The following is a 19,851-nucleotide window of genomic DNA, read 5'->3' on the forward strand; positions in this document are numbered from 1 at the left end:
CTGCACAAGAAGCAGAGCGCTAAATACGGGGTTAGCCCCCGAAGCAATCTGCTTCTCATCCAGGAACATCCATCAACTTTTCGTAGCAACCGCTACACATTTCAGCACAGCGTTGTGCCCCGATCCGCCCGTGCGGTGAGGATGCACGGGAATACGCAAGCAAAGGTTCGCTTGCCTTCCAGACGCTTCGTCTTCAAGGAGCATCAATGTCTCTTCTTGCTTCCGCAGGAACTGTACTTGCAGCCGGTTCATCCGCACTCGTGGATGCATCCGGTGCCCCCACCACCCTCGGAATCTTCGCTTCCGAATTCTTCGGCACCTTCATCCTGATTCTGCTCGGTGCCGGCGTATGTGCCGCAGTGACCCTCAAGAAGTCCTACGCTAAGGACGCTGGCTGGGTTGTTATCACCTTCGGCTGGGGTCTGGCAGTGTTCACCGCCGTGTACCTCTCCTTCCTCTCCGGTGCACACCTGAACCCCGCAGTGACCGTCGGCCTGGCAACCGCAGGCCGCGACCTGGCAACCGGTGTTCCCGCAACTCCCGGCAACATCGCCCTATACATCGTCGCTCAGATGCTCGGCGCAATGGCCGGCGCAACCGGAGCGTACCTCACCTACAAGAAGCACTTCGATGAGGACCCGGGCGACCGCCTCGGCATCTTCTCCACCGGCCCCGCTATCAAGTCCTACGGCTGGAACGTGCTCACCGAGATTATCGGCACCTTCGTCCTGATTGGCTGGATCATCGCATCCGGTAAGACCCCCGCCCAGATTGGCCCCCTGGCTGTTGCCCTGGTCGTTGTTTCTATCGGTATGAGCCTCGGTGGCGCAACCGGTTACGCTATCAACCCCGCACGTGACCTCGGCCCCCGTATCGCCTACACCTTCCTGCCCATCCCCGGTAAGACCGGCTCCAACTGGTCTTACGCGTGGGTTCCGGTTGTTGGCCCGATCATCGGCGCAGTCCTTGCTGGCCTGATCGTTCCGGCAGTTCTGCCCCTCTAAACCTCTCCAAAACCCCGTCTTTTTAGTTCTAAGGAAAAATCAATGACGACTTCTCTGCACTCCGCAACCCTCAACACCGAGCGCAAGTACATCCTCTCCATCGACCAGGGCACCACCAGCTCCCGCGCAATCCTGTTCAACAAGGCAGGCGAGAACGTAGCGCACGGTCAGCTCGAGCACGAGCAGATCTTCCCCAAGGCAGGCTGGGTTGAGCACAACGCAACCGAGATTTGGCAGAACGTCCGCAAGGTCGTAGCAACCGCAATGGCAAACGGCGAAGTCAACCACCACGAAATCGCTGCAGTCGGCATCACCAACCAGCGTGAAACCACTGTCGTGTGGGACAAGAACACCGGCGAGCCCGTCTACAACGCAATCGTCTGGCAGGACACCCGCACCCAGGACATCGTTGAAGAGCTCGCAGGCGAAGAGGGCGTTGGCAAGTACCACGACATCGTCGGACTAAACCTCTCCACCTACTTCTCCGGCCCCAAGATCAAGTGGATCCTGGACAACGTTGAAGGCGCACGCGAGCGCGCAGAGCGCGGCGACCTGCTCTTCGGCAACACCGACACCTGGCTGGTCTGGAACCTGACCGGTGGTGTTGACGGCGGCGTTCACGTCACCGACGTCACCAACGCATCCCGTACCCTGCTGATGAACATCCGCACCCTCGAATGGGATCCGCAGATCGCTGCTGATATGGGTATTCCCATGAGCATGCTGCCCGAAATCAAGTCCTCCTCCGAGGTGTACGGCTTCGGCCGCCCAACCGGTCTGCTCGCAGGCACCCCCATCGCGGGTATCCTGGGTGACCAGCAGGCTGCAACCTTCGGCCAGGCTTGCTTCGAGAAGGGCATGGCGAAGAACACCTACGGTACCGGTAACTTCATGCTCATGAACACCGGTAACGAGCCTGTTTTCTCGGATAACGGTCTGCTGACCACCGTTGCCTACAAGATTGGCGATGCGGCACCCGTGTACGCTCTGGAAGGCTCGGTCGCGATGAGTGGCTCCCTGATCCAGTGGCTGCGCGACAACCTGCGCATGATTGAACACGCTGCAGAGTCTGAGGAACTGGCTACCTCCGTTGAGGATTCCGGTGGCTGCTACGTTGTTCCCGCTTTCTCCGGCCTGTTCGCACCTCACTGGCGTTCCGACGCTCGCGGCGTCATCGTTGGTCTGACCCGCTACGTGAACCGTGCACACATCGTGCGTGCGGCATTGGAAGCAACCGCATTCCAGACCCGTGAGGTTCTGGACGCAATGAACGCAGATTCCGGTGTTGAGCTCTCCGAGCTGCGCGTGGACGGCGGCATGACCGCTAACGAGTTCCTCATGCAGTTCCAGGCTGACATCCTCGGCGTTCCCGTGATCCGCCCGAAGGTTGTTGAGACCACCGCACTGGGCGCAGCATACGCTGCAGGTATCGCTGTTGGTTTCTGGACCGGCGAGCAGGACGTTGTGGACAACTGGGCTGAGGACAAGCGCTGGCTGCCCTCCATGGAGCCCGCAGAGGTCGACCGCCAGTACCGCCTGTGGAAGAAGGCTGTCTCCCGCACCCTCGAGTGGGTTGATGAGGACGTTCCGACCGCCTAATCGCCGCATCCGCTGCCTAAGGGTACGGCCCGCGTACTAGCGAAGCCCCGGCTGCTTCTCCCCCACTGTAGGGTTGAGACTGCCGGGGCTTTTCGCCGTTTTATGACGCTTGGTTCAGCGTTTATTGCGGCGTAATTTCTACAAAAATTAGTGCTGGGGGTACCGTTGGTTTTTGTAAATTCGGTATCTTCCGCCGATCACCCGACGCGGTGTTGTTCGTGAGGTGTCAGTACCGCACAGGACGCGTACGCGACATATTCATGCGCTGTCCTGACAGGAGTCGACGGTTCGCGCTGATACTTTATTTACGCTCCCGTCCGCCACGATGCTTCACGTACCGCGGCGGACGGGCTTTTATCTCTTGTTACAGGGTTCTCTGTGTTAGCGACGAGCGTGAGTTCGCTTTTCGTGTTGCAGTTCTCGCTGTAAAAATCATTCGTTTTATGTCTCTTGTTGAGATACCCGTTCACATGTTGTGTGGGGTTGGTCTAACAGCGTTTGTGTACCTTTGATGTCTACTTCACGCGCCGTATCATAGATATATAGGCTTATTGATCCTGTTCAGGCCGCCGAAGATGGCGGTTGGTTACGCATCCGGCACCTTCCGGTGCTCGTGAGAACGGAGAGAGGCTCCGTTGGAAGGAGGGAGCGGGTTTTCCCCGCACCGATTATGGTTGATGTCCGTCGCCGCAAGCTTGCAATTATTGCCATGAACGTTTCGGTTCTTGCAGCTGCTCTCTCCTGGCTGTTGGTGCTCTTCTCCGTCATGTATTCTGCCGCCGCTGTGCCGTGGGCTCTGGGCGTTGCTATCGTGCTGACTGTGATTGGCGCCTACGCACTGTACCGCTACTACTCCAAGTACTCGCATGTGCTCCCGAACGAGGACCCGGATGCGCACGATGTGCTCGGCCACAATCTGCACTCAACCCACCTGCCGCACCTGCACCACACGGAGGGCAACGCTGACCGCGCGTAATTCTGACGGAGCGTAATTCTGGCAGGGCAGCCGCTAAGTAGCGAGCTTCTCTAGTCTTAGACAGCATAAATGTGCCGCCTCACTGATACCGGTGAGGCGGCACATTTACATTAAAATCGTGGTTCAGAGTCCAAACCAACGATTATTTCTCAACGGTTGATTCAGCACTTCGACGCGCTGCTGCTTCGGCCTTGGCTAGTTCTGCCTTTTCGTTCTCTTGAACGATCAGAGCGTTATATTTCCAGCCGGGGATCCGTTCAACAAGCCATCCTATCCAGAGGAGCGCCGCGGTAATGAGAGCGACAGGAATCAGATAGATGAGGATGCTCGGGTTGCGGTTGTGGTCTGAGGTGCTAAGTGCGCTTAACTCCCACAGCAGAAGAACCGGTGCCGCCATGGAAGGCATCACGATAAAAAGGATCAAGGCATAGTAATTGCCCATCTTGCTACCGGGCCTACCTCTATTCATACGAGCTTGGGTGACGGCTCTCTTCAGGCGTTTGTATTCTTCTAAGGTTTCGCCGTCTAGAAGCGAAGCCTCAGGGATCTTGGCCATGACGTACTGTACGGCTTCCAAATCTGAGGGCGAGCAAATATAGATATGCCCCTGGGAAGTAACGGTATATTCTTTCGCGATGTCGAGGCACGCCTGCGCGTAACGGTTATTGAGCTCTCGGCTCTCCGGGTTTTCCTGGAGTTGCCGGCGGATATCTTTCAGGTCTTCCATGTTTCTCCTTGCAATTTCAGTCATCGTTGAACCCATCGGTAAGGCACGAGAAACACAGGTCACCCCACCCGGTGCGAGGTGAAGAAGCCGGAGTATTGAATTGCAGTGTATCGGTGTGTACTTCACAGAATGCCAGCTCTTCGGGCTCAATCAAAATTGCCGGGCATCCTGAGATATTTCAACGGCGGTACAAACGGTGGTGCATACATCTCATATATAGCGGTCAGTTATAGACAAAATCCGGTGCGGGTACGGTACGGAGGCACCCCTCCCCTATGATGGTTGAAAGGGGTATTTGCCCCTCATACCATTTGCAGTACACGCCCACGAGCCAACAAGGAAGAGCATGACCAAAGCGACCAATTCGCCGCAGCCGCCGGAAGCGCTCGCGCGCTGGTACACTCGCTACTCGAGCCCCGTCGGAGTGCTCTACATTGCCGCCCGCGCGGATGCGATTGTCGGCATCTGGTACGAGGATCAGGCGCATTTTCCGCTCCCCCACGAGCTCGGTGAGCTGATCGAAAATCCCGAAACCTATCTGCGGGAGCACGGCACGGCGGAGGAAGAAGAGTCTACCGGCGAGCATGCTGCGGCGCAGTTGCTGTCTCGCGCTGAGGTAGAGCTCTCTGAGTATTTTGAGCGCAAGCGCACTTCTTTTACGTTGCCGTTAGATCCTGAGGGCACCGATTTTCAGCTGATCGTGTGGGAGCATCTGAAGACTGTTCCCGCCGGGTACACCACCACTTACGGCGAGATTTCGCGGGCGGTTGGCCCGGGTGCCCCGGCGCAAGCTGTGGGCCAGGCGGTCGGCCGTAATAAGGTTTCTATCATGATTCCGTGCCACCGCGTTATCGGTGCTGACGGCAGCTTGACCGGCTACGCTGGCGGGGTTGAGCGCAAGCAGTTCCTCCTCGACCTGGAGGAGCCGGAAGAGGTGCGGGAGGCGCGGCTCTTCTAGCGCCTGCCGGCTAGTCTTCAAGGCTTATGACGGGGTGGGGTATGCAGGGGTGGGGTATACACTGGGTGCGTACCCCACCTTTTTTCGTACCTGTTTTCGGGTTCATTGACCCGCAACGCGACATGTAATCGAATATAGTTGCGATTCGCTCTTGCTAGAGCTAATGTTTAAGTAGAACATGCTTCCGAAATACTCGGATCAGCTCAGCAATCTCAGAGAGGAGAGACCGTGACCTCGCAACCCAATATTCCCGCCAAATCCCTCGAAAACACCCCGAGCTACCCCACGTGGGTAACCGACGAACTTCTGCGCGACTACTACGACGCCGAATGGGGCATGCCCATCACCGATGAGCGGGGACTCTTCGAAGCACTGAGCCTGGAGGCTTTTCAGGTAGGGCTCTCCTGGCGCACGATTCTTGCCCGCCGCGAAGCATTTCGCCGCGCCTTCGAGGGTTTCGACCCCGAACGCGTGGCTGCGTTCACCGACCAGGATATTGCGCGACTTCTCCAGGACGAAGACATTATCCGTAACGAGCGGAAGATTCGCGCGGTCATCTCCAATGCGCGGCTGACCATTCGGATGCGTGAGCTTGCCGCCGTGCCGCATGAGACTTACGCGGAGGATATTCGCCTTCCCCTCATCATTCCCACTTCTACCCCAACCACTACGGATAGCCTTGAGGCGGCAAACACCCGCCGTCGTCGAGTTCGTACCCTCAGCAATGAAGACCTGAACCGGATGCGCGAGCGCACCCTACCTGACGGCACGCGGGTACCGGGCGGGCTGCCGGCATGGCTGTGGTCCTTCGCACCGAGCGAGACTATTGCGCCGCATACCCTGGAGGATATCCCTACCGATACGCCCGAGTCCGCGCTTCTTGCCAAGTCTTTTAAGGCACTGGGTGGAGTATTTTTGGGTCCGGTGACCGCTTATGCGCTCATGTGCGCGGTCGGCATGGTGGATGCGCATCTGGTGGGCTCGCATCGGCGAGGCTGTTCGGGTCTTTTCGCCTAAACCCTCGAGCCTCTGCCGCGAAGGCGCGCGCGGGCAGAGAAAAGCCGCGTGTTACTTCGGTGAAGTAAGCACGCGGCTTCTATGCGTTGAGAGCTTCCGCCCTGAGCTAGATTGTCGCAGAATCAAATCGTCGCAGGATTAGAGCATCACGAAGAGGAAGATCAGGGACAGCAGCGGCGGGGTCAGCTGAATCAGTGCTGGCTTGCGCTTATCCGGGGAGGTGAGGAACAGGTAGGCACCGGCAACCGCCATGGAGCCCAGACCTGCGAACATGAGTGCCACGCCCACCTGCGGGGAGCCGAACCAGAAGGCGAGCAGACCGGTTGCTGCAATCCAGGCGAGCATCAGGTTGTACAGGCCCTGGTTTGCCGCCATCTCCTTGGTGGACTCGGCAAATTCTTCGGTCATGCCGAAGGTTTCGCGACCCTTAGGCTTAGTCCAGAGGAATGATTCGATAATCCAGATGTACACGTGAATAGCGATTGCTACGAAGGCAAAGACGGTAGTAATCGTTGCGAGCGTCTGCATTGTTTCTCCTTGAGCAGTAGGTGTTCTATTAGGCACCTGCCCGTTCTTTCTTCTGGAGCACAATCTGTGGTGATGTGCAGAATCATGCAGGAGCAAGCACAAGAAGTAATTCTACGCCTCTTCCCGGCCTGTTGAAACTTCCCTGAATATGCGTGAAACCCCTCGATTCGTCTTCTGCAGAGAAAACTGCAGGGTTCTTATCAAGGGGTTTCTTATGCTGGGTTACGCCGAATCCGGTATCGGCCTTTAGCCCATCATGAGCGACAGGGCGAAGGACCAGACGCAGACCAGGCCCAGCAGAATAGCGCTGTACTTGATAGACATGGAGGTAATCTTCGATTCCTCGCCGGCGCTGTTTACTGCCGCCGCCGCGATCGCGATGGACTGCGGGGAGACGATCTTACCCATCACGCCACCGGCGGTGTTTGCGGCCACGAGCAGGGTCGGGTCAACAGCAATCTGAGCTGCGGTGGTGGACTGCAGGCCCGCGAAGAGCACGTTAGCGTTCGTCACGGAGCCGGTCACGAACACACCAATCCAACCGATAATCGGGGACAGCAGCGGGAAGACCGGGCCTGCTGCCGCGAGCGCCAGAGCGATGGAGGTGGTCATACCGGCGTAGTTCATCACGTTTGCGACGGACATGACCAGGCAGATCATGAGAATCGGCATCTTCAGCTGGTTCCAGGTGCCGCCGAGCTCTTCGAAGGCTTCACCCCAGCTAATCTTCGAGGTCAGGATAGTAATGAGTGCCGCCACCAGAATTGCGGTGCCGGATGCGCCCAGGATGTTCCAGGAGAACATTGCGGTCACGGTCTTGCCGGCGCCGGTGGTGATGGCCTCGTGAATACCGGGGATGGGGAACGCCAGGGTTGCGGCACCGAGCGGACCGGTGGTTGCGAACACGGGCTTGAGCGCGGTGGACCAGAGCAGGATGGTTGCGGAGAGGAAGATGAAGGGGCTCCACGCCTTAACAATCTCAGCGCCGGTGTGCTTGACGCTCTGCTGAGCCTGAGCTTCTTCGAGGCTGGGGGCGGTGGGTTCACGGTAGATGTGCTTGGGCTGCCACTTCTGCATAACCAGTGCCAGGGCAACGAGGGACAGCAGCGGCGGGATGATGTCGACCAGTTCGGGGGAACCGAGCAGCACCAGGATAGCTGCCTGACCGCCGGAGTAGATCACGCCGGTCATGAGCGCTACGAGACCGACTTCACGGATGCCGCGCAGGCCGTCCTGGATGGCGACCATCAGTACCGGCACGATTGCCACGAAAATCTGCAGTACCGGGACCATGCCTGCGGACAGGTGTGCGGTGTCCAGGCCGCCGACCTTAGCTGCGGTGGTGACGGGAATACCAATAGCACCGTAGGCGCCGGATGCGGCGTTGGCTACCAGCGCCAGCATGGACGCCTTGAGGGGGTTGAAGCCCAGGGATACCAGCAGCGCCGCGGAGATAGCAATGGGGATACCGAAACCTGCCGCACCTTCGATGAAACCACCGAAGCAGAAGGCAATCAGCAGCACCTGGATGCGCTGGTCGTTCGAGATGGAGGAGACGGACGAGCGCACGATGTCGAAGTTACCAGCGCGCACGGCGATGCGGTAAAGCCACACCGCCATGAGCACGATCCAGCCGATGGGCCATGCGCCCGAGAGGAAGCCGGAGAGGATGGAGCCGGCACCTGCGGTGATGGGCAGGCCGAAGACGGCGCAACCGATGATGAGGGTGGTGCCGAGGGTCAGCAGTGCTGACTTGAGGCCGCTGAGTTTCAGGACGGTCAGGCCCAGCAGGAAGAGGATGATGGGTACTGCTGCGACCAGCGCAGAGAGCACCGGTAAGTTCAGCGGGTCGTAGGTTTGCTGCCACATGGGGGCGGGTGTTCCTTTCGGTCTGTGCATTGTTGCGGTTGCTTCTTCCGATACGGCTCCTGTGCTGCATGGAAGCGCTAGGCCGCATAAAAACCGATGGGCCCGTCCTGTACGTCGTAGACGGGTCCATCGGTGAAGCATTCTGGTCATCAGCTCCCAGGGACTGAAGTTGTTCCCTGGTTTTAACTGAAAGAAAGCGGGATTGTTCCCGCTAACTAGGTGCTTGTGACTTTATCTGTCTAAGCTATCAGGTCTCCCTCATGAGTTCAGGATAGGATAACCTTAAGTATGCACAAATGATATTTATGTGCACATTTGCACTCCCGGTTATCTGCCCCCTCGCCGCTCCCCATCGAGCCATCAGCCACGCATCCCACCGCACGCCCCTAACAAGCCTAGATAACGTAAAAGCCCCCTCCTACCGAAGTAGAAGGGGGCTTTCACTAAACCGTGTCGCGGTACCTCACCTTTCAGGGAAGGCAGGTTACACGCATCGGAGCTTCACGCTGTTTAGGAAACAACCAGGGACAGAACGTAACCCCAAACACAGGTGATAGCCAGCAGGATTGCGCTGTACTTGATTGCCATGGAGGTAATCTTGGATTCCTCGCCGGCGCTGTTTACTGCAGCAGCTGCAATTGCGATGGACTGCGGGGAAACAATCTTCGCCATCACACCACCGGCGGTGTTAGATGCAATCAGCAGGGTCTGGCTGACGCCGATCTGATGTGCGGTGGTAGCCTGCAGGCCAGCGAAGAGGATGTTGCTGTTCACCACGGAGCCGGTCACGAACACGCCAATCCAACCGATGATCGGGGATAGCAGCGGGAAGATAGCGCCCACAGCGGCAACAGCCAGTGCGATGGAGGTAATCATACCCGCGTAGTTCATGACGTTAGCAACGGACATAACCAGGCAGATCATGATGATCGGGGTCTGCAGCTGCTTCCAGGTTGCACCGAGTTCCTCGATAGCCTCGCCCCAGCTGATGGAGGAGGTCAGGATGGTGATGATGGCAGCCACCAGAATTGCGGTACCGGATGCACCCACAATGTTCCAGGTGTAGGTCACGTCAAATGCCTTGGGGGATGCAACAATCGGTGCTGCCTGCTGGATGCTCTGGTGTAGCCACGGAACAGGGAAGGTAATGTTAGTGAAGCCGAGGGCGCCCTTAGCAGCGAAGAGGGGCTTCAGAGCGGTGGACCAGAGCAGAATCACGACGGACAGGTAGACGAAGGGGCTCCATGCCTTGAGGATTTCGCCACCGGTGTGCTTGGTGCTCTGCTGAGCCTGAACTTCTTCCAGGGAGGGAGCGGTGGGCTCGCGGAAGATGTGCTTGGGCTGCCACTTCTGCATGATGAGTGCCAGAGCAATTAGAGCCAGCAGCGGCGGGATGATGTCGACGAGCTCGGGGTTACCGAGGGCTGCGAGCAGGACGGACTGGCCGCCAGAGTAAATCAGACCAACGATCAGTGCTACCAGACCGACTTCGCGGATACCGCGCAGACCGTCCTGAATAGCAACGAGCAGTACGGGGATGAGAGCCGCCATAATCTGGAGAACCAGGACCATTTCGATGGACAGTGCGTGCAGGTCCACGCCACCGCGGGTTGCTGCGGTGGTCACGGGGATACCGATAGCGCCGTATGCACCGGAGCTCACGTTAGCAATCAGTGCGAACATTGCAGCCTTGAGCGGGTTGAAGCCCAGGGACACGAGCAGTGCAGCACAGATAGCAATCGGGATACCGAAGCCTGCAGCGCCTTCGAGGAAGCCACCGAAGCAGAATGCGATCAGTAGCATCTGGATGCGCTGGTCGGTAGAGATGGAGGAGATGGAGGAGCGGACGATTTCAAAGCCGCCAGAACGCACGGAAATGCGGTAGAGCCACACTGCCATAAGCACGATCCAGCCGATGGGCCACATGCCCGAGAGGAAGCCGTAGAGGATGGAGCCTGCACCTGCGGTGACGGGCATGCCGAAGATGGCGCAACCGATAACCAGTGCAATGACGAGGGAGATAACGGCAGATTTAATACCGCTGAGCTTCAGGACGGTGAGGCCCAGAAGGAAGAAAATAATCGGGACTGCTGCCACGAGTGCGGAGAGTGCGCTCGAGTTCAGCGGGTCGTAGACTTGCTGCCACATGATGTACTGTGTTCCTTTCCAGCCCACGGGGGCGGGATCGAGTTGTGCCGTAAAACCTTCCCAGTGACGCTTGTGGCGGCGTGTGTGCCGTGTGTTGTAGGTGCGTGCACCTAGCTGTTTGATGCGTTAAGGACGCTATCCCTTGGGGATATATGCCTTCACTTGGGTTCGTGTTGGTTTTGCGGCTATGAAATTTAGCGTGTTGAAACGGCGTTTTTGTCACAAAAACCTAAATATTCCTTGATTTGTCAAGGGAATTTCAGGGTCAGGACAATGAATCCTTAATCCCAAAAACGCAATTCCTTGTGTACCCAATGTACCACTTAACACCCACAAAATCGGGCATATTCCAACATTTAAATTCAAGCTCATAATTGCAACCTAACCTAAAGCCCACCCCGGATCCTAACCTAAAGCCCACCCCGGATTAAGAGCCTACCCAGCCCCCTCCCCCGCTATTTCAAGGAAGAAACAGCACCCCGGTACTTTCGGCAGTACACACAGAGCATATCCTGATTACAAACCGCTCAAACTATCAAACCCCGCGAACCCCTAAACGGCATACAAAAAAGCTCCGGAAGGAAAAACCTTCCGGAGCTTTATCTGTCGGGTTGACAGGATTTGAACCTGCGACCCCTTGACCCCCAGTCAAGTGCGCTACCAAGCTGCGCCACAACCCGATTCGTTATTCACGATATTGTTTTCAAGGTTTCCCCTGAACACTCGAATAACTATACCGGGCTTTCAACCCCCACGCAAGCCAGAATCCCCATTTTTAGAAAAAATCTTAAAAATCTTTTTCGCGCAGATTTTCCGTGCAGATTTTCTGCGCAGGATTCAGCGCGTGGGGGCCCGCCCAGAACCACAGCCTAGCAAGGGGCTAAGCCTAGCAAGGGATCAGCCCAGCACCACGACATCGGGCAGACCCCCGCTACTAGCGGCGGCCGCCCTTGCCCTTCTTAGCCTTCGCGCTCTGACGCTCACCCAGGGAGCGGCGCTCACGCACACGCATCGAAATCTCAATCGGAGTACCCGTGAAATCAAAAGTCTCACGCAGACGACGCGTAATGAAGCGGCGGTAGCCCGGATCCAAGAAACCGGTCGTAAACAGCACGAACTTCGGCGGACGCGAAGACACCTGAGTACCGAAGAGAATACGCGGCTGCTTACCGCCACGCAGCGGGTGCGGATGCGCGGCCACAATCTCGCCCAGGAACGCGTTCAGGCGACCGGTCGGAATACGCGAATCCCACGACTCCAGCGAGCGCTCCAGGGCGGGCACCAGCTTGTCCTTGTGCCAGCCGGTCTTCGCCGAAATGTTCACGCGAGGTGCCCACTGCACGTGCGCCAGGTCGCGCTCAATCTCGCGCTCGAGCATGTAGCGGCGATCCTCATCGAGGGTATCCCACTTATTGAATGCCAGAACCATCGCACGGCCCGAATCAATCACAGTCTGCACGATACGCACATCCTGCTCAGAAATCGGCTCGGAAACATCCAGCAGCACCACGGCAACCTCAGAACGCTCCAGAGCAGTCTGAGTACGCAGCGAAGAGTAGAACTCCGCGCCCTTAGCCATGTGCTGGCGACGGCGAATACCCGCAGTGTCCACGAAACGCCAGGGGTAGCCACCCAGCTCAATAATCTCGTCAATCGGGTCACGAGTCGTACCAGCCAGGTCATTCACCACGGCACGCTCAGAACCAGCCAGCTTGTTCAGCAGCGAGGACTTACCCACGTTCGGGCGACCCACCAGAGCCACACGACGCGGGCCGCCCAGCGCCTCCGGCTGAGCGAACTGCGAGTGCTCCGGCATGACCTCAAGGATCTCGTCCAGAGCATCCGCCAGGCCGCGGCCGTGCAGACCCGACACCGGGAACGGCTGACCCATACCCAGCGACCAGAGGTTATAAATCTCCGGCTCCAGGTGGGCGTCGTCAATCTTGTTAGCAATCAGAATGATCGGCTTCTTCACGCGGCGCAGCATACGCACAATCTGCTCGTCCGAAGCGGTCACACCCACGCGGGCGTCCACCACCAGGACCACAACGTCGGCCTGCTCCACAGCGATCTCAGCCTGCTCAGCAACCTGAGCATCAATGCCGCGGGCGTCAGACTCCCAACCACCGGTATCAACCAGGGTGAAGCTCTTACCCAGCCACTCAGCCTTATAAGACACGCGGTCACGAGTCACACCCGGCTTATCCTCAACCACCGCTTCACGGCGGCCCAGAATACGGTTAATGATGGTCGACTTACCCACATTCGGGCGGCCAACAATCGCCACTACCGGATCAGCGAGCTGCTCTTCCTCTTCCTCAATGTCGAAGCCCCAGGCACCCAGCAGGGCGCGGTCCTCTTCATCCAGGTCGTAGTCCTCAAGACCCTCAAGCAGAGCCTGAGCACGCTGGTCAGCGGTCTCATCATCAATCTCAGCGAGGCGCTCGGTAACGTCGTCCTCGCCACCGCCCAGGTACTTCTCTTCGTAATCGTCGCGGATAGCGTCCTCAGCCATGCGCATTCCTTTCTCTACCCGCCCCGCGCCCAACCCGTAGGTCAGCACGCGAGCGCGGCTCAACGTCTTATCGGGAGCGGATGCACCACTCCCCCAGCGTTTCGGCGGGGCCTAACCCGCGCGCTTCGCCTTCAACTGGTCATTCACAGCGTTAATCACTGCAGAGACCGTCGCATTAAAATCAAGATCCGAGCTGTCCACCAGAGCCACGCCCTCGGCAGCTTCCATAAAGTTGTTGACCTTCGAATCCTTCGCATCACGCTCAGCGATCTGCTTGCTCAAGTCACCCGAAGCGCCGGACTTCTCCGCGTTCTCCAGGCCGCGGCGCGCCATGCGCACCTCTTCAGAAGCAGTCAGCAGGATGCGCGCATCAGCGTCAGGAGCAACCACGGTGGTGATGTCGCGGCCCTCAGCGACCATGCCGTTAATAGCGTGGTCAATCATCCAACGCTGCAGGCCAATCAGGTGCTCACGAACCGCCGGAACCGAAGCCACAGCAGACACCGCCGAAGAAATGCGCTCGCTACGAATCTCCTCACGGATATCGGTCGAACCCATCAGAATCTCTTCTTCCTTAATGTTCGTACCGAACACCAGGGGCATCTCCTCGACAGCCTTCGCGATCGCCTCAGCGTCGTTCAGGTCAATGCCAAGTTCCAGCACACGGTAGGTTGCGGCACGGTACATTGCACCGGTGTCCAGGTACGCCAGACCAAAGTGGCGTGCAACTTCCTTAGACACAGACGACTTACCGGAACCGGAGGGACCGTCAATAGCAATCGTCAGTTTAGGGTTCTCGTGCATCAGCACTCCTTAAAATTCGTCTCAAACTTTATGCCGGAAAATACAGCTTTAACTCTACTTCACAACACGCCAACCGCGAGCCGACAAATCGCGGACCAGCGCCTCATGAATAGACGGATTGACCGAGATTTCAGCCATACCCACCGGGGCACCCGTCGAGTGCTCCAGACGCAAATCCTCAAGGTTCGCGCCCAACTCACCAATCTCGGCAAGCAAACGAGCCAGCGTGCCGGGGGTGTCGTCCACCAGCACCGTCATCTTTGCGAACGCGGCGGGTGCCGTGCCGTGTTTACCCGGAATGCGGCTAACGCCCGCGTTGCCTTCGCTCATCAGCTGCGCCAAATCCAGGCGAGCGCCGGATGCCGTCGGGTTCTCCAGCGTTGCGATGAGGCGGTTCAGGTCATCACGCACCCCGTAGAGGGTCTTCACAATCGGGTCAGCGTTCGCCGCAAAAATCTGCACCCACAGCGTCGGGTCCGAAGCCGCAATACGCACCGTATCGCGCAAACCCTGACCCGCCAGGGACAGCGCATACAGCGGAGTGTCCTGCAGACGCGAAGCCAGAAGCGAGCTCATCGCCTGCGGCACATGAGAAATCAGGGCAACCGTCTGATCGTGCTCCTCAACGCTCAAAGAAGTCACGATCGCGCCCAGCTCCACCGCCACAGAACGCACCAGACGCACACACTCGGGGCGAACCGAATCGTGCTCGCAGATAATCCACGGACGCGCCTGGAACAGCTCACCGCGAGCAGCCACCGGGCCCGACTTCTCACGCCCAGCCATCGGATGCGAACCCACGTAACGGGACGCATCCGCGCCCGAGGCAAGCACATCCGCCAGCGGCTGCACCTTCACCGAGGCAACATCCGTCACCACGGCGCCGGGGTAGCCCGCCTCCGGTCGAGGCGCATAGGTGTTCAACGCGCGAGCGCACACGGCACCGGCGCTATCCGGAGGCGCTGCCACCACCACCAGCTGCGGTGCGAGGGTGGCGCGTTCCTCCTCTGACAGGGTGGAGAAGCTTGTACCGGCACCGATATCCTGCGCCACAGCCTCGGCGGTGGGTGAAATATCTTGGACGTACACGTCCTCGCATCCTGCCGCACGCAACCCCAAACCAATGGAGGCGCCCAGCAGACCCGAGCCGATAATGAGTACCGGCCCGGTCAGCGTTGAGTCCATGGGCAGCTCAGATGCGGAAAGCTCAGCGGGCGAGCTCATGACAACTCCTTAGCGTTATTACATGTCCACCGAAGCGAGCAGGTGACCGATCTCGACCTTGGAGAGGTTACGGACGGTACCCTGCTTCTGCGAACCAATACGGATCGGGCCCATCTCGACGCGGACCAGGCGCTCAACCGGGTAGCCGACAGCGTCGAAGAGACGGCGCACGATGCGGTTCTTACCGGAGTGGATGGTCACCTCAACGAGCACGTGGCCGGGGGTGGAGTCCACCAGCTTGAACTCGTCCACGCGGGTCACGCCGTCTTCCAGGCGAATGCCCTTCTTCATGGCTGCGCCGACGCCGGGCTCCATCGGGCCGGGAACCTGCACCAGGTAGGTCTTGGGCACCTCGTAGGAGGGATGGGTGAGGCGGTTCGCCAGTTCACCATCGTTGGTCAGCAGCAGCAGACCCTCGGTTTCGACGTCCAGGCGGCCCACGTGGAACACGCGCTCGCTCATGGAGGAACGCAGGAAGTCAGAGATGCAGGGGCGGCCTTCGGGGTCTTCCATGGTGGAGACCACGCCAGCGGGCTTGTTAAATGCCATGTAGACGAGCTTGTCGTTGGTCTGAACGGTCATACCGTCCACCTGCACGGTCACCTTGGAGGGGTCCACGCGCACGCCCAGCTCGGTCACGACTTCACCGTTGACGGTGACGCGGCCTTCGGTAATCATTTCTTCGCAGACGCGGCGGGATGCCACACCGGCCTGGGCCAGCAGCTTCTGCAGGCGCACGCCGTCGTGGTCGTAGAACTCGTAGTGGTCTACCGGGGCGTTGCGGGGGCGGCGGGGGCGGTGCGGGCCAGCGTAGTTGCTGACACGGTATTCGCCGCGCTCGTTTGCGAAGGCTTCGCCGGAGCGGTAGGGGCGGCCCGGTGCGCGGCGTTCGCGCTTGGGCAGTTCGGTGCCGCGGCCTCGACCGGAGCCTGCGCGGCCTGCGCCGAACTTCTTCTCGCCAAACTTCTTGTCACCGAACTTCTTCTCGCCGAAGCCCTTTGCGCCGCCCTTGCCTGCGCCGGGACGGCCGCCGCGTGCGGATGCGCCCTTAGCGCCGGGCTTGCCGCCCTGACCGGGACGACCGGCGCCGGGACGGCCACCGCGGGAGTTCTGGGGGCGACCGGATGCAGAGCGGCCGCCGCGGGAGGAGTTTCCATATGCCATGGTGTTCTTCTCTTTTCTGTCGTTGTAGTTCTTGTTAGTCTTTGTGTCCCGGCACCGGCTCCGAAGGCGCGGTGTGTGTCAGCGCCAGGAGCGCTTATCCGGGTGGTTCTGCCGCTGGTTTTCAGCAGAACCGTTGAACGTTTCGTTATTGCCGTAACGGCTGGAGCCGGTGGGCTAGTCGTTACCTTCGGCGAGGACCGCCGCCTCCGTGTCATCGGGCAGGAAGGGCGCGAGCGCCGGCAGCTCCTCCAGGGAGTTCAACCCGAGCTTCGCCAGCAGCAGCTCCGTGGTTTCGTAGAGGGTCGCGCCGCTTCCGGCTTCACGACCAGCCTCACGAATCAGCTGCCGTTGGAGCAGCTGACGGATTGCCGCGTCCGCGTTCACGCCTCGAATGGAGGCCACCCTCGCCCTGGTCACCGGCTGCTGGTAGGCAATCACGGCGAGCGTCTCGTAGGCGGGCTTGCTGAGGGTCGCGCTCTTGGAGCGGGTCACGAAGCGTGCCACCCAGGGGGCGAAGTCGTCGCGGGCATAGAGCTTCCAGCCTCCTGCGATGTTCCGCAGCTGGAATCCGCGCGGTTCGGGCGCCACCCGGTTTTCGTCTTCTCCGTAGCCGCTTTCTTCGCCGTTGTACTCGCGGTACAGCTGGTCGAGCGCGTGCTCAATAGCTCGTTCGTTGACGATGAGCGCAGCGGAGAGTTCTTTGACGCTCACGGGCGCTTCGGCAACGGCGAGGATTGCCTCGATGGCGCTTTTAATGCCGCCGGGGATTGCCTCGACCTTGGAGAATTCGGCTTCGGCATCGACCGCCACGCTGGGTGCGGTGGAGGGGCCTCCCGCCGGAATCGTTACCGATTTCGTTGCCGATTTCGCTGCTGGTTCCTTCGACTCGCGGGGTGCAGTTTCCTGCGATTCCTCGGAGCTGTCGGAACTATCGGAGTCCTCTACCGTTTCAGCGTCCTCAGCTTTTTCGGCAACCTCAGTGCCCAGAGGGGCTGCTGCTACCTCGTAATCAGCAGGCTCAGCGTCCGCCTCAGCAGGCTTTGAGCTCTCAGTCTCTACCGTCTCTGCTACCTCTACCGGCGCCGAGTCAGCCTGTTCCGAATCCTCATCCGCGTTCGGATCCCAGTAGCCCATGTTCACGATGGCAAGGTCATCAGGGGTGAATTCACGGTCAAAGCGTGAGCCGTGAATACTCATAATCCTCCTCTACCGGTTCCGTGTTAGCTTCAGATTCGTTCACTTCGGGTGATTCAGACGCTTCACCGATTTCATGCGCATCCTGAGTGTCTGTTGCTTCGCGAATCACGAACTGTGCAGCGCTCGCGCTCGCACGTACCCGAATGGCTCCGAGCGGTGTGTCCTGTTCCACGTGCAGGGCGCCTTCTTTGTAGAGCTCGAGCAGGGCGAGAAAACGAACCACCGCGATTTCTAGTTCGCCGGATCCTTGAACCAGTTCGGCGAAGCTCAGCTCCCGCGCCGCGGTATCGAGCAGGCTGTGCAGAATGTAGTGTTCTTCAGCCGCGATGGTGGTTAGCGGAACGTGCAGGTGCTCGTTGAGTTCTTCAACGATTTCTTCGGGTTCCGGTTCGGGCTCTTTGGGGGTTCGACTCAGCGCTGTTGCGGCGATGCGGGCGAACTCTTCGGCGCCTCCGGTGAAAACCAGCTCGGGTAGCGCCTGGGCGAATCGTTCTTCGAGGGCTACCGCACGGGGAAAACGCTGTGATTCTTGCGCCCAGCGTTCAGCAAAAATATCGGCGACTTCGCGGTAGGCACGGTATTGCAACAGACGGGCGAAGAGCAGATCGCGCGCCTCCAGCAGTGCAACGTCCTCTTCGAGGGGTTCACGATGCTGCGGGAGCAGGCGTGCGGTTTTGAGTTCCAGCAGGGTTGCGGCGGTGACCAGAAATTCACTGGCTTCGTCGAGTGCGCGTTCGGTGCCTTCAGCGTAGAGGGCGTGCAGGTATGCGAGGAACTCGTCGGTAACCTCTGCGAGCGCCACCTCGGTAATGTCGAGTTTGCGGCGCGAAATCAGGGTCAGTAGAAGGTCAAAGGGACCCTCAAAATTACTGAGGGTGAGGGTGAAACCCGGGTTCTGCAGGCCGCGGCCCTCAGTCCGGGCGTTTGCGGCGGTGTCTGCGTTCGGTGTCGGTACCCTCACGGCAGCGACGTTCGTGGTCATAAACGACCTATTCTCCTTAGGTTTATTCTCCCCGGCTGTGCTGGTCCGGCTTTGTTGGTGCCGTCTCAGAAGCGGCTTCTACTTCGCCATCTTTTCGGCGTAAGCAGTGCGCGGGGTCTTTAGAATCCACACAATTATACGCCCTCTGCCGGTGTGACTCAAGGGTGAGAGTCACCTCAGCAGAGGGCGTATAGGTGTGGGGGCTTTAGCGTGCGCCGCCCTTGTAGATCAGTTCGCGTGCCACCTGGCGGTATGCTTCCGCACCGGGGTGACTGGAGGCGTAGCTGAGAATCGGCTCAGCGGACACCGATGCGTCCGGGAACTTCACGGTGCGCTTGATGACGGTATCGAAGACCTTGTCGCCGAATGCGTCCACGATGCGTGCCAGAACTTCCTTGGAGTGGATGGTGCGGGCATCGAACATGGTGGCAAGTACGCCGGAGATTTCGAGGTCGGGGTTCAGTCGGTCCTGAACCTTCTCGATGGAGTCGACCAGCAGCGCGACGGCGCGCAGTGCGAAGAACTCACAAATCAGCGGAATGATGACGCCTTCGGAGGCGGTCAGTGCGTTGACGGTCAGCAGGCCCAGGGAGGGCTGGCAGTCGATGAGGATGACGTCGTATTCGTCGCGGACCTTGCGCAGTGCCGAGGCGAGAACCTGCTCGCGCGCCACTTCGTTGACCAGCTGAACTTCAGCTGCGGAGAGGTCAATGTTGGCGGGCAGCAGGTCGATGTTCTCCACGCCGGTGGGCAGGATGACGTCCTTGATATCAACCTTGCGGTCCATCATGACATTGTAGACGGTCAGGTCCAGTTCGTGCGGGTTCGCGCCGAAACCGGCGGAGAGAGCACCCTGCGGGTCGAAGTCGACCAGCAGTACCTTACGGCCGCATTCTGCCAGTGCCGCGCCCAGGTTAATGGTGGAGGTGGTCTTACCCACGCCGCCCTTCTGATTCACCATAGAGATAATGCGGGCGGGACCGTGGCTGCTCAGCGGAGCCGGGTCGGGGTATACGCGCAGGGGTCGACCGGTGGGGCCGAGTTCTTGAGCCTGAGCTTCAGTCAATGGTTCACCTTCATCAATGAATTCGAAGTTTTAAAGTTTAAGCGTTGTCTATAAGGTTACCTCAAGAGCGGCT

The 19,851-nt window shown here is 59.2% G+C and carries 16 protein-coding genes and 1 tRNA gene; 5 read left to right on the forward strand and 12 right to left on the reverse strand.

All coding sequences use genetic code 11. The features are described 5' to 3' along the window. The first annotated feature begins 206 nt into the window (after positions 1–206). The 3 genes from ACP3RB_RS05380 to ACP3RB_RS05390 all read left to right on the forward strand — a co-directional run bounded on the left by ACP3RB_RS05380 (position 207) and on the right by ACP3RB_RS05390 (position 3,579). Entirely contained in the window at positions 207–1,004 is a 798-nt protein-coding gene (locus tag ACP3RB_RS05380) for an MIP/aquaporin family protein (protein WP_426698731.1), read from the forward strand. A 42-nt stretch (positions 1,005–1,046) separates the two neighbouring features. Further along, the gene (glpK, locus tag ACP3RB_RS05385) at positions 1,047–2,603 is read left to right on the forward strand and encodes a glycerol kinase GlpK (RefSeq protein WP_426698732.1); all 1,557 of its coding nucleotides are present in this window, start codon (positions 1,047–1,049) and stop codon (positions 2,601–2,603) included. Positions 2,604–3,273: 670 nt separating this feature from the next. Further along, the gene (locus ACP3RB_RS05390) at positions 3,274–3,579 is read left to right on the forward strand and encodes an N-acyl-D-glutamate deacylase (RefSeq protein ID WP_311452587.1); all 306 of its coding nucleotides are present in this window, start codon (positions 3,274–3,276) and stop codon (positions 3,577–3,579) included. A gap of 142 nt (positions 3,580–3,721) precedes the next feature. Here the strand turns inward: ACP3RB_RS05390 and ACP3RB_RS05395 are convergent, their stop codons facing one another. After that, positions 3,722–4,330 (reverse strand): hypothetical protein, encoded by a 609-nt coding sequence (locus ACP3RB_RS05395; RefSeq protein ID WP_426698733.1) that lies wholly within the window; start codon positions 4,328–4,330, stop codon positions 3,722–3,724. Positions 4,331–4,652: 322 nt separating this feature from the next. Here ACP3RB_RS05395 and ACP3RB_RS05400 point away from each other — a divergent pair, with 322 nt between their 5' ends. Next, positions 4,653–5,264, forward strand: a complete 612-nt coding sequence (locus ACP3RB_RS05400) for a methylated-DNA--[protein]-cysteine S-methyltransferase (RefSeq protein WP_426698734.1) — start codon at positions 4,653–4,655, stop codon at positions 5,262–5,264. Positions 5,265–5,492: 228 nt separating this feature from the next. Then, the gene (locus tag ACP3RB_RS05405; RefSeq protein ID WP_426698735.1) at positions 5,493–6,281 is read left to right on the forward strand and encodes a DNA-3-methyladenine glycosylase I; all 789 of its coding nucleotides are present in this window, start codon (positions 5,493–5,495) and stop codon (positions 6,279–6,281) included. Between the two features lie 138 nt (positions 6,282–6,419). Here ACP3RB_RS05405 and ACP3RB_RS05410 read toward each other — a convergent pair whose 3' ends face one another. The 11 genes from ACP3RB_RS05410 to ACP3RB_RS05460 all read right to left on the reverse strand — a co-directional run bounded on the left by ACP3RB_RS05410 (position 6,420) and on the right by ACP3RB_RS05460 (position 19,778). Further along, a complete protein-coding gene (locus ACP3RB_RS05410) occupies positions 6,420–6,809 on the reverse strand; it encodes a DUF1304 domain-containing protein (protein WP_060823698.1) in 390 nt (129 codons plus the stop codon). A 246-nt stretch (positions 6,810–7,055) separates the two neighbouring features. Continuing rightward, on the reverse strand, positions 7,056–8,678 hold the full coding sequence (locus tag ACP3RB_RS05415; RefSeq protein WP_426698736.1) for an L-lactate permease: 1,623 nt from the start codon (positions 8,676–8,678) through the stop codon (positions 7,056–7,058). Between the two features lie 510 nt (positions 8,679–9,188). Next, a complete protein-coding gene (locus ACP3RB_RS05420) occupies positions 9,189–10,826 on the reverse strand; it encodes an L-lactate permease (protein WP_426698737.1) in 1,638 nt (545 codons plus the stop codon). A gap of 606 nt (positions 10,827–11,432) precedes the next feature. Next, positions 11,433–11,506: transfer RNA gene (locus ACP3RB_RS05425), tRNA-Pro, on the reverse strand. Between the two features lie 254 nt (positions 11,507–11,760). Continuing rightward, positions 11,761–13,341 carry a ribosome biogenesis GTPase Der gene (gene der / locus ACP3RB_RS05430; protein ID WP_314935428.1) on the reverse strand — a complete coding sequence of 527 codons (1,581 nt, stop codon included), beginning with the start codon at positions 13,339–13,341 and terminating at the stop codon, positions 11,761–11,763. A 111-nt stretch (positions 13,342–13,452) separates the two neighbouring features. Further along, a complete protein-coding gene (gene cmk, locus ACP3RB_RS05435) occupies positions 13,453–14,145 on the reverse strand; it encodes a (d)CMP kinase (protein WP_294631479.1) in 693 nt (230 codons plus the stop codon). A gap of 54 nt (positions 14,146–14,199) precedes the next feature. Beyond that, positions 14,200–15,369 carry a prephenate dehydrogenase gene (locus tag ACP3RB_RS05440; protein ID WP_426698738.1) on the reverse strand — a complete coding sequence of 390 codons (1,170 nt, stop codon included), beginning with the start codon at positions 15,367–15,369 and terminating at the stop codon, positions 14,200–14,202. An 18-nt stretch (positions 15,370–15,387) separates the two neighbouring features. Next, positions 15,388–16,533, reverse strand: coding sequence for a pseudouridine synthase (locus ACP3RB_RS05445; protein WP_426698739.1), 1,146 nt, complete (start codon positions 16,531–16,533; stop codon positions 15,388–15,390). 174 nt (positions 16,534–16,707) lie between these two features. Next, positions 16,708–17,730 carry an SMC-Scp complex subunit ScpB gene (gene scpB, locus ACP3RB_RS05450; protein WP_426698740.1) on the reverse strand — a complete coding sequence of 341 codons (1,023 nt, stop codon included), beginning with the start codon at positions 17,728–17,730 and terminating at the stop codon, positions 16,708–16,710. Next, positions 17,705–18,712: a segregation and condensation protein A gene (locus tag ACP3RB_RS05455; RefSeq protein WP_070592936.1), complete on the reverse strand. Its 1,008-nt coding sequence runs from the start codon at positions 18,710–18,712 to the stop codon at positions 17,705–17,707. The genes scpB and ACP3RB_RS05455 overlap by 26 nt, the downstream gene beginning before the upstream one ends. A gap of 205 nt (positions 18,713–18,917) precedes the next feature. After that, a complete protein-coding gene (locus ACP3RB_RS05460; protein WP_005506637.1) occupies positions 18,918–19,778 on the reverse strand; it encodes a ParA family protein in 861 nt (286 codons plus the stop codon). Positions 19,779–19,851: the final 73 nt, after the last annotated feature.

Source organism: Rothia mucilaginosa (assembly GCF_049990865.1).
Taxonomy (GTDB): domain Bacteria; phylum Actinomycetota; class Actinomycetes; order Actinomycetales; family Micrococcaceae; genus Rothia; species Rothia mucilaginosa_I.

Excerpts from the sequence above, each read along its gene's own strand:
- ACP3RB_RS05380 (WP_426698731.1), top strand. The coding sequence starts at position 207 with ATGTCTCTTCTTGCTTCCGCAGGAACTGTACTTGCAGCCGGTTCATCC.
- glpK (WP_426698732.1), top strand. The coding sequence starts at position 1,047 with ATGACGACTTCTCTGCACTCCGCAACCCTCAACACCGAGCGCAAGTAC.
- ACP3RB_RS05390 (WP_311452587.1), top strand. The coding sequence starts at position 3,274 with ATGGTTGATGTCCGTCGCCGCAAGCTTGCAATTATTGCCATGAACGTT.
- ACP3RB_RS05395 (WP_426698733.1), bottom strand. The coding sequence starts at position 4,330 with ATGACTGAAATTGCAAGGAGAAACATGGAAGACCTGAAAGATATCCGC.
- ACP3RB_RS05400 (WP_426698734.1), top strand. The coding sequence starts at position 4,653 with ATGACCAAAGCGACCAATTCGCCGCAGCCGCCGGAAGCGCTCGCGCGC.
- ACP3RB_RS05410 (WP_060823698.1), bottom strand. The coding sequence starts at position 6,809 with ATGCAGACGCTCGCAACGATTACTACCGTCTTTGCCTTCGTAGCAATC.
- ACP3RB_RS05415 (WP_426698736.1), bottom strand. The coding sequence starts at position 8,678 with ATGTGGCAGCAAACCTACGACCCGCTGAACTTACCGGTGCTCTCTGCG.
- ACP3RB_RS05420 (WP_426698737.1), bottom strand. The coding sequence starts at position 10,826 with ATGTGGCAGCAAGTCTACGACCCGCTGAACTCGAGCGCACTCTCCGCA.
- der (WP_314935428.1), bottom strand. The coding sequence starts at position 13,341 with ATGGCTGAGGACGCTATCCGCGACGATTACGAAGAGAAGTACCTGGGC.
- cmk (WP_294631479.1), bottom strand. The coding sequence starts at position 14,145 with ATGCACGAGAACCCTAAACTGACGATTGCTATTGACGGTCCCTCCGGT.
- ACP3RB_RS05440 (WP_426698738.1), bottom strand. The coding sequence starts at position 15,369 with ATGAGCTCGCCCGCTGAGCTTTCCGCATCTGAGCTGCCCATGGACTCA.
- ACP3RB_RS05445 (WP_426698739.1), bottom strand. The coding sequence starts at position 16,533 with ATGGCATATGGAAACTCCTCCCGCGGCGGCCGCTCTGCATCCGGTCGC.
- scpB (WP_426698740.1), bottom strand. The coding sequence starts at position 17,730 with ATGAGTATTCACGGCTCACGCTTTGACCGTGAATTCACCCCTGATGAC.
- ACP3RB_RS05455 (WP_070592936.1), bottom strand. The coding sequence starts at position 18,712 with ATGACCACGAACGTCGCTGCCGTGAGGGTACCGACACCGAACGCAGAC.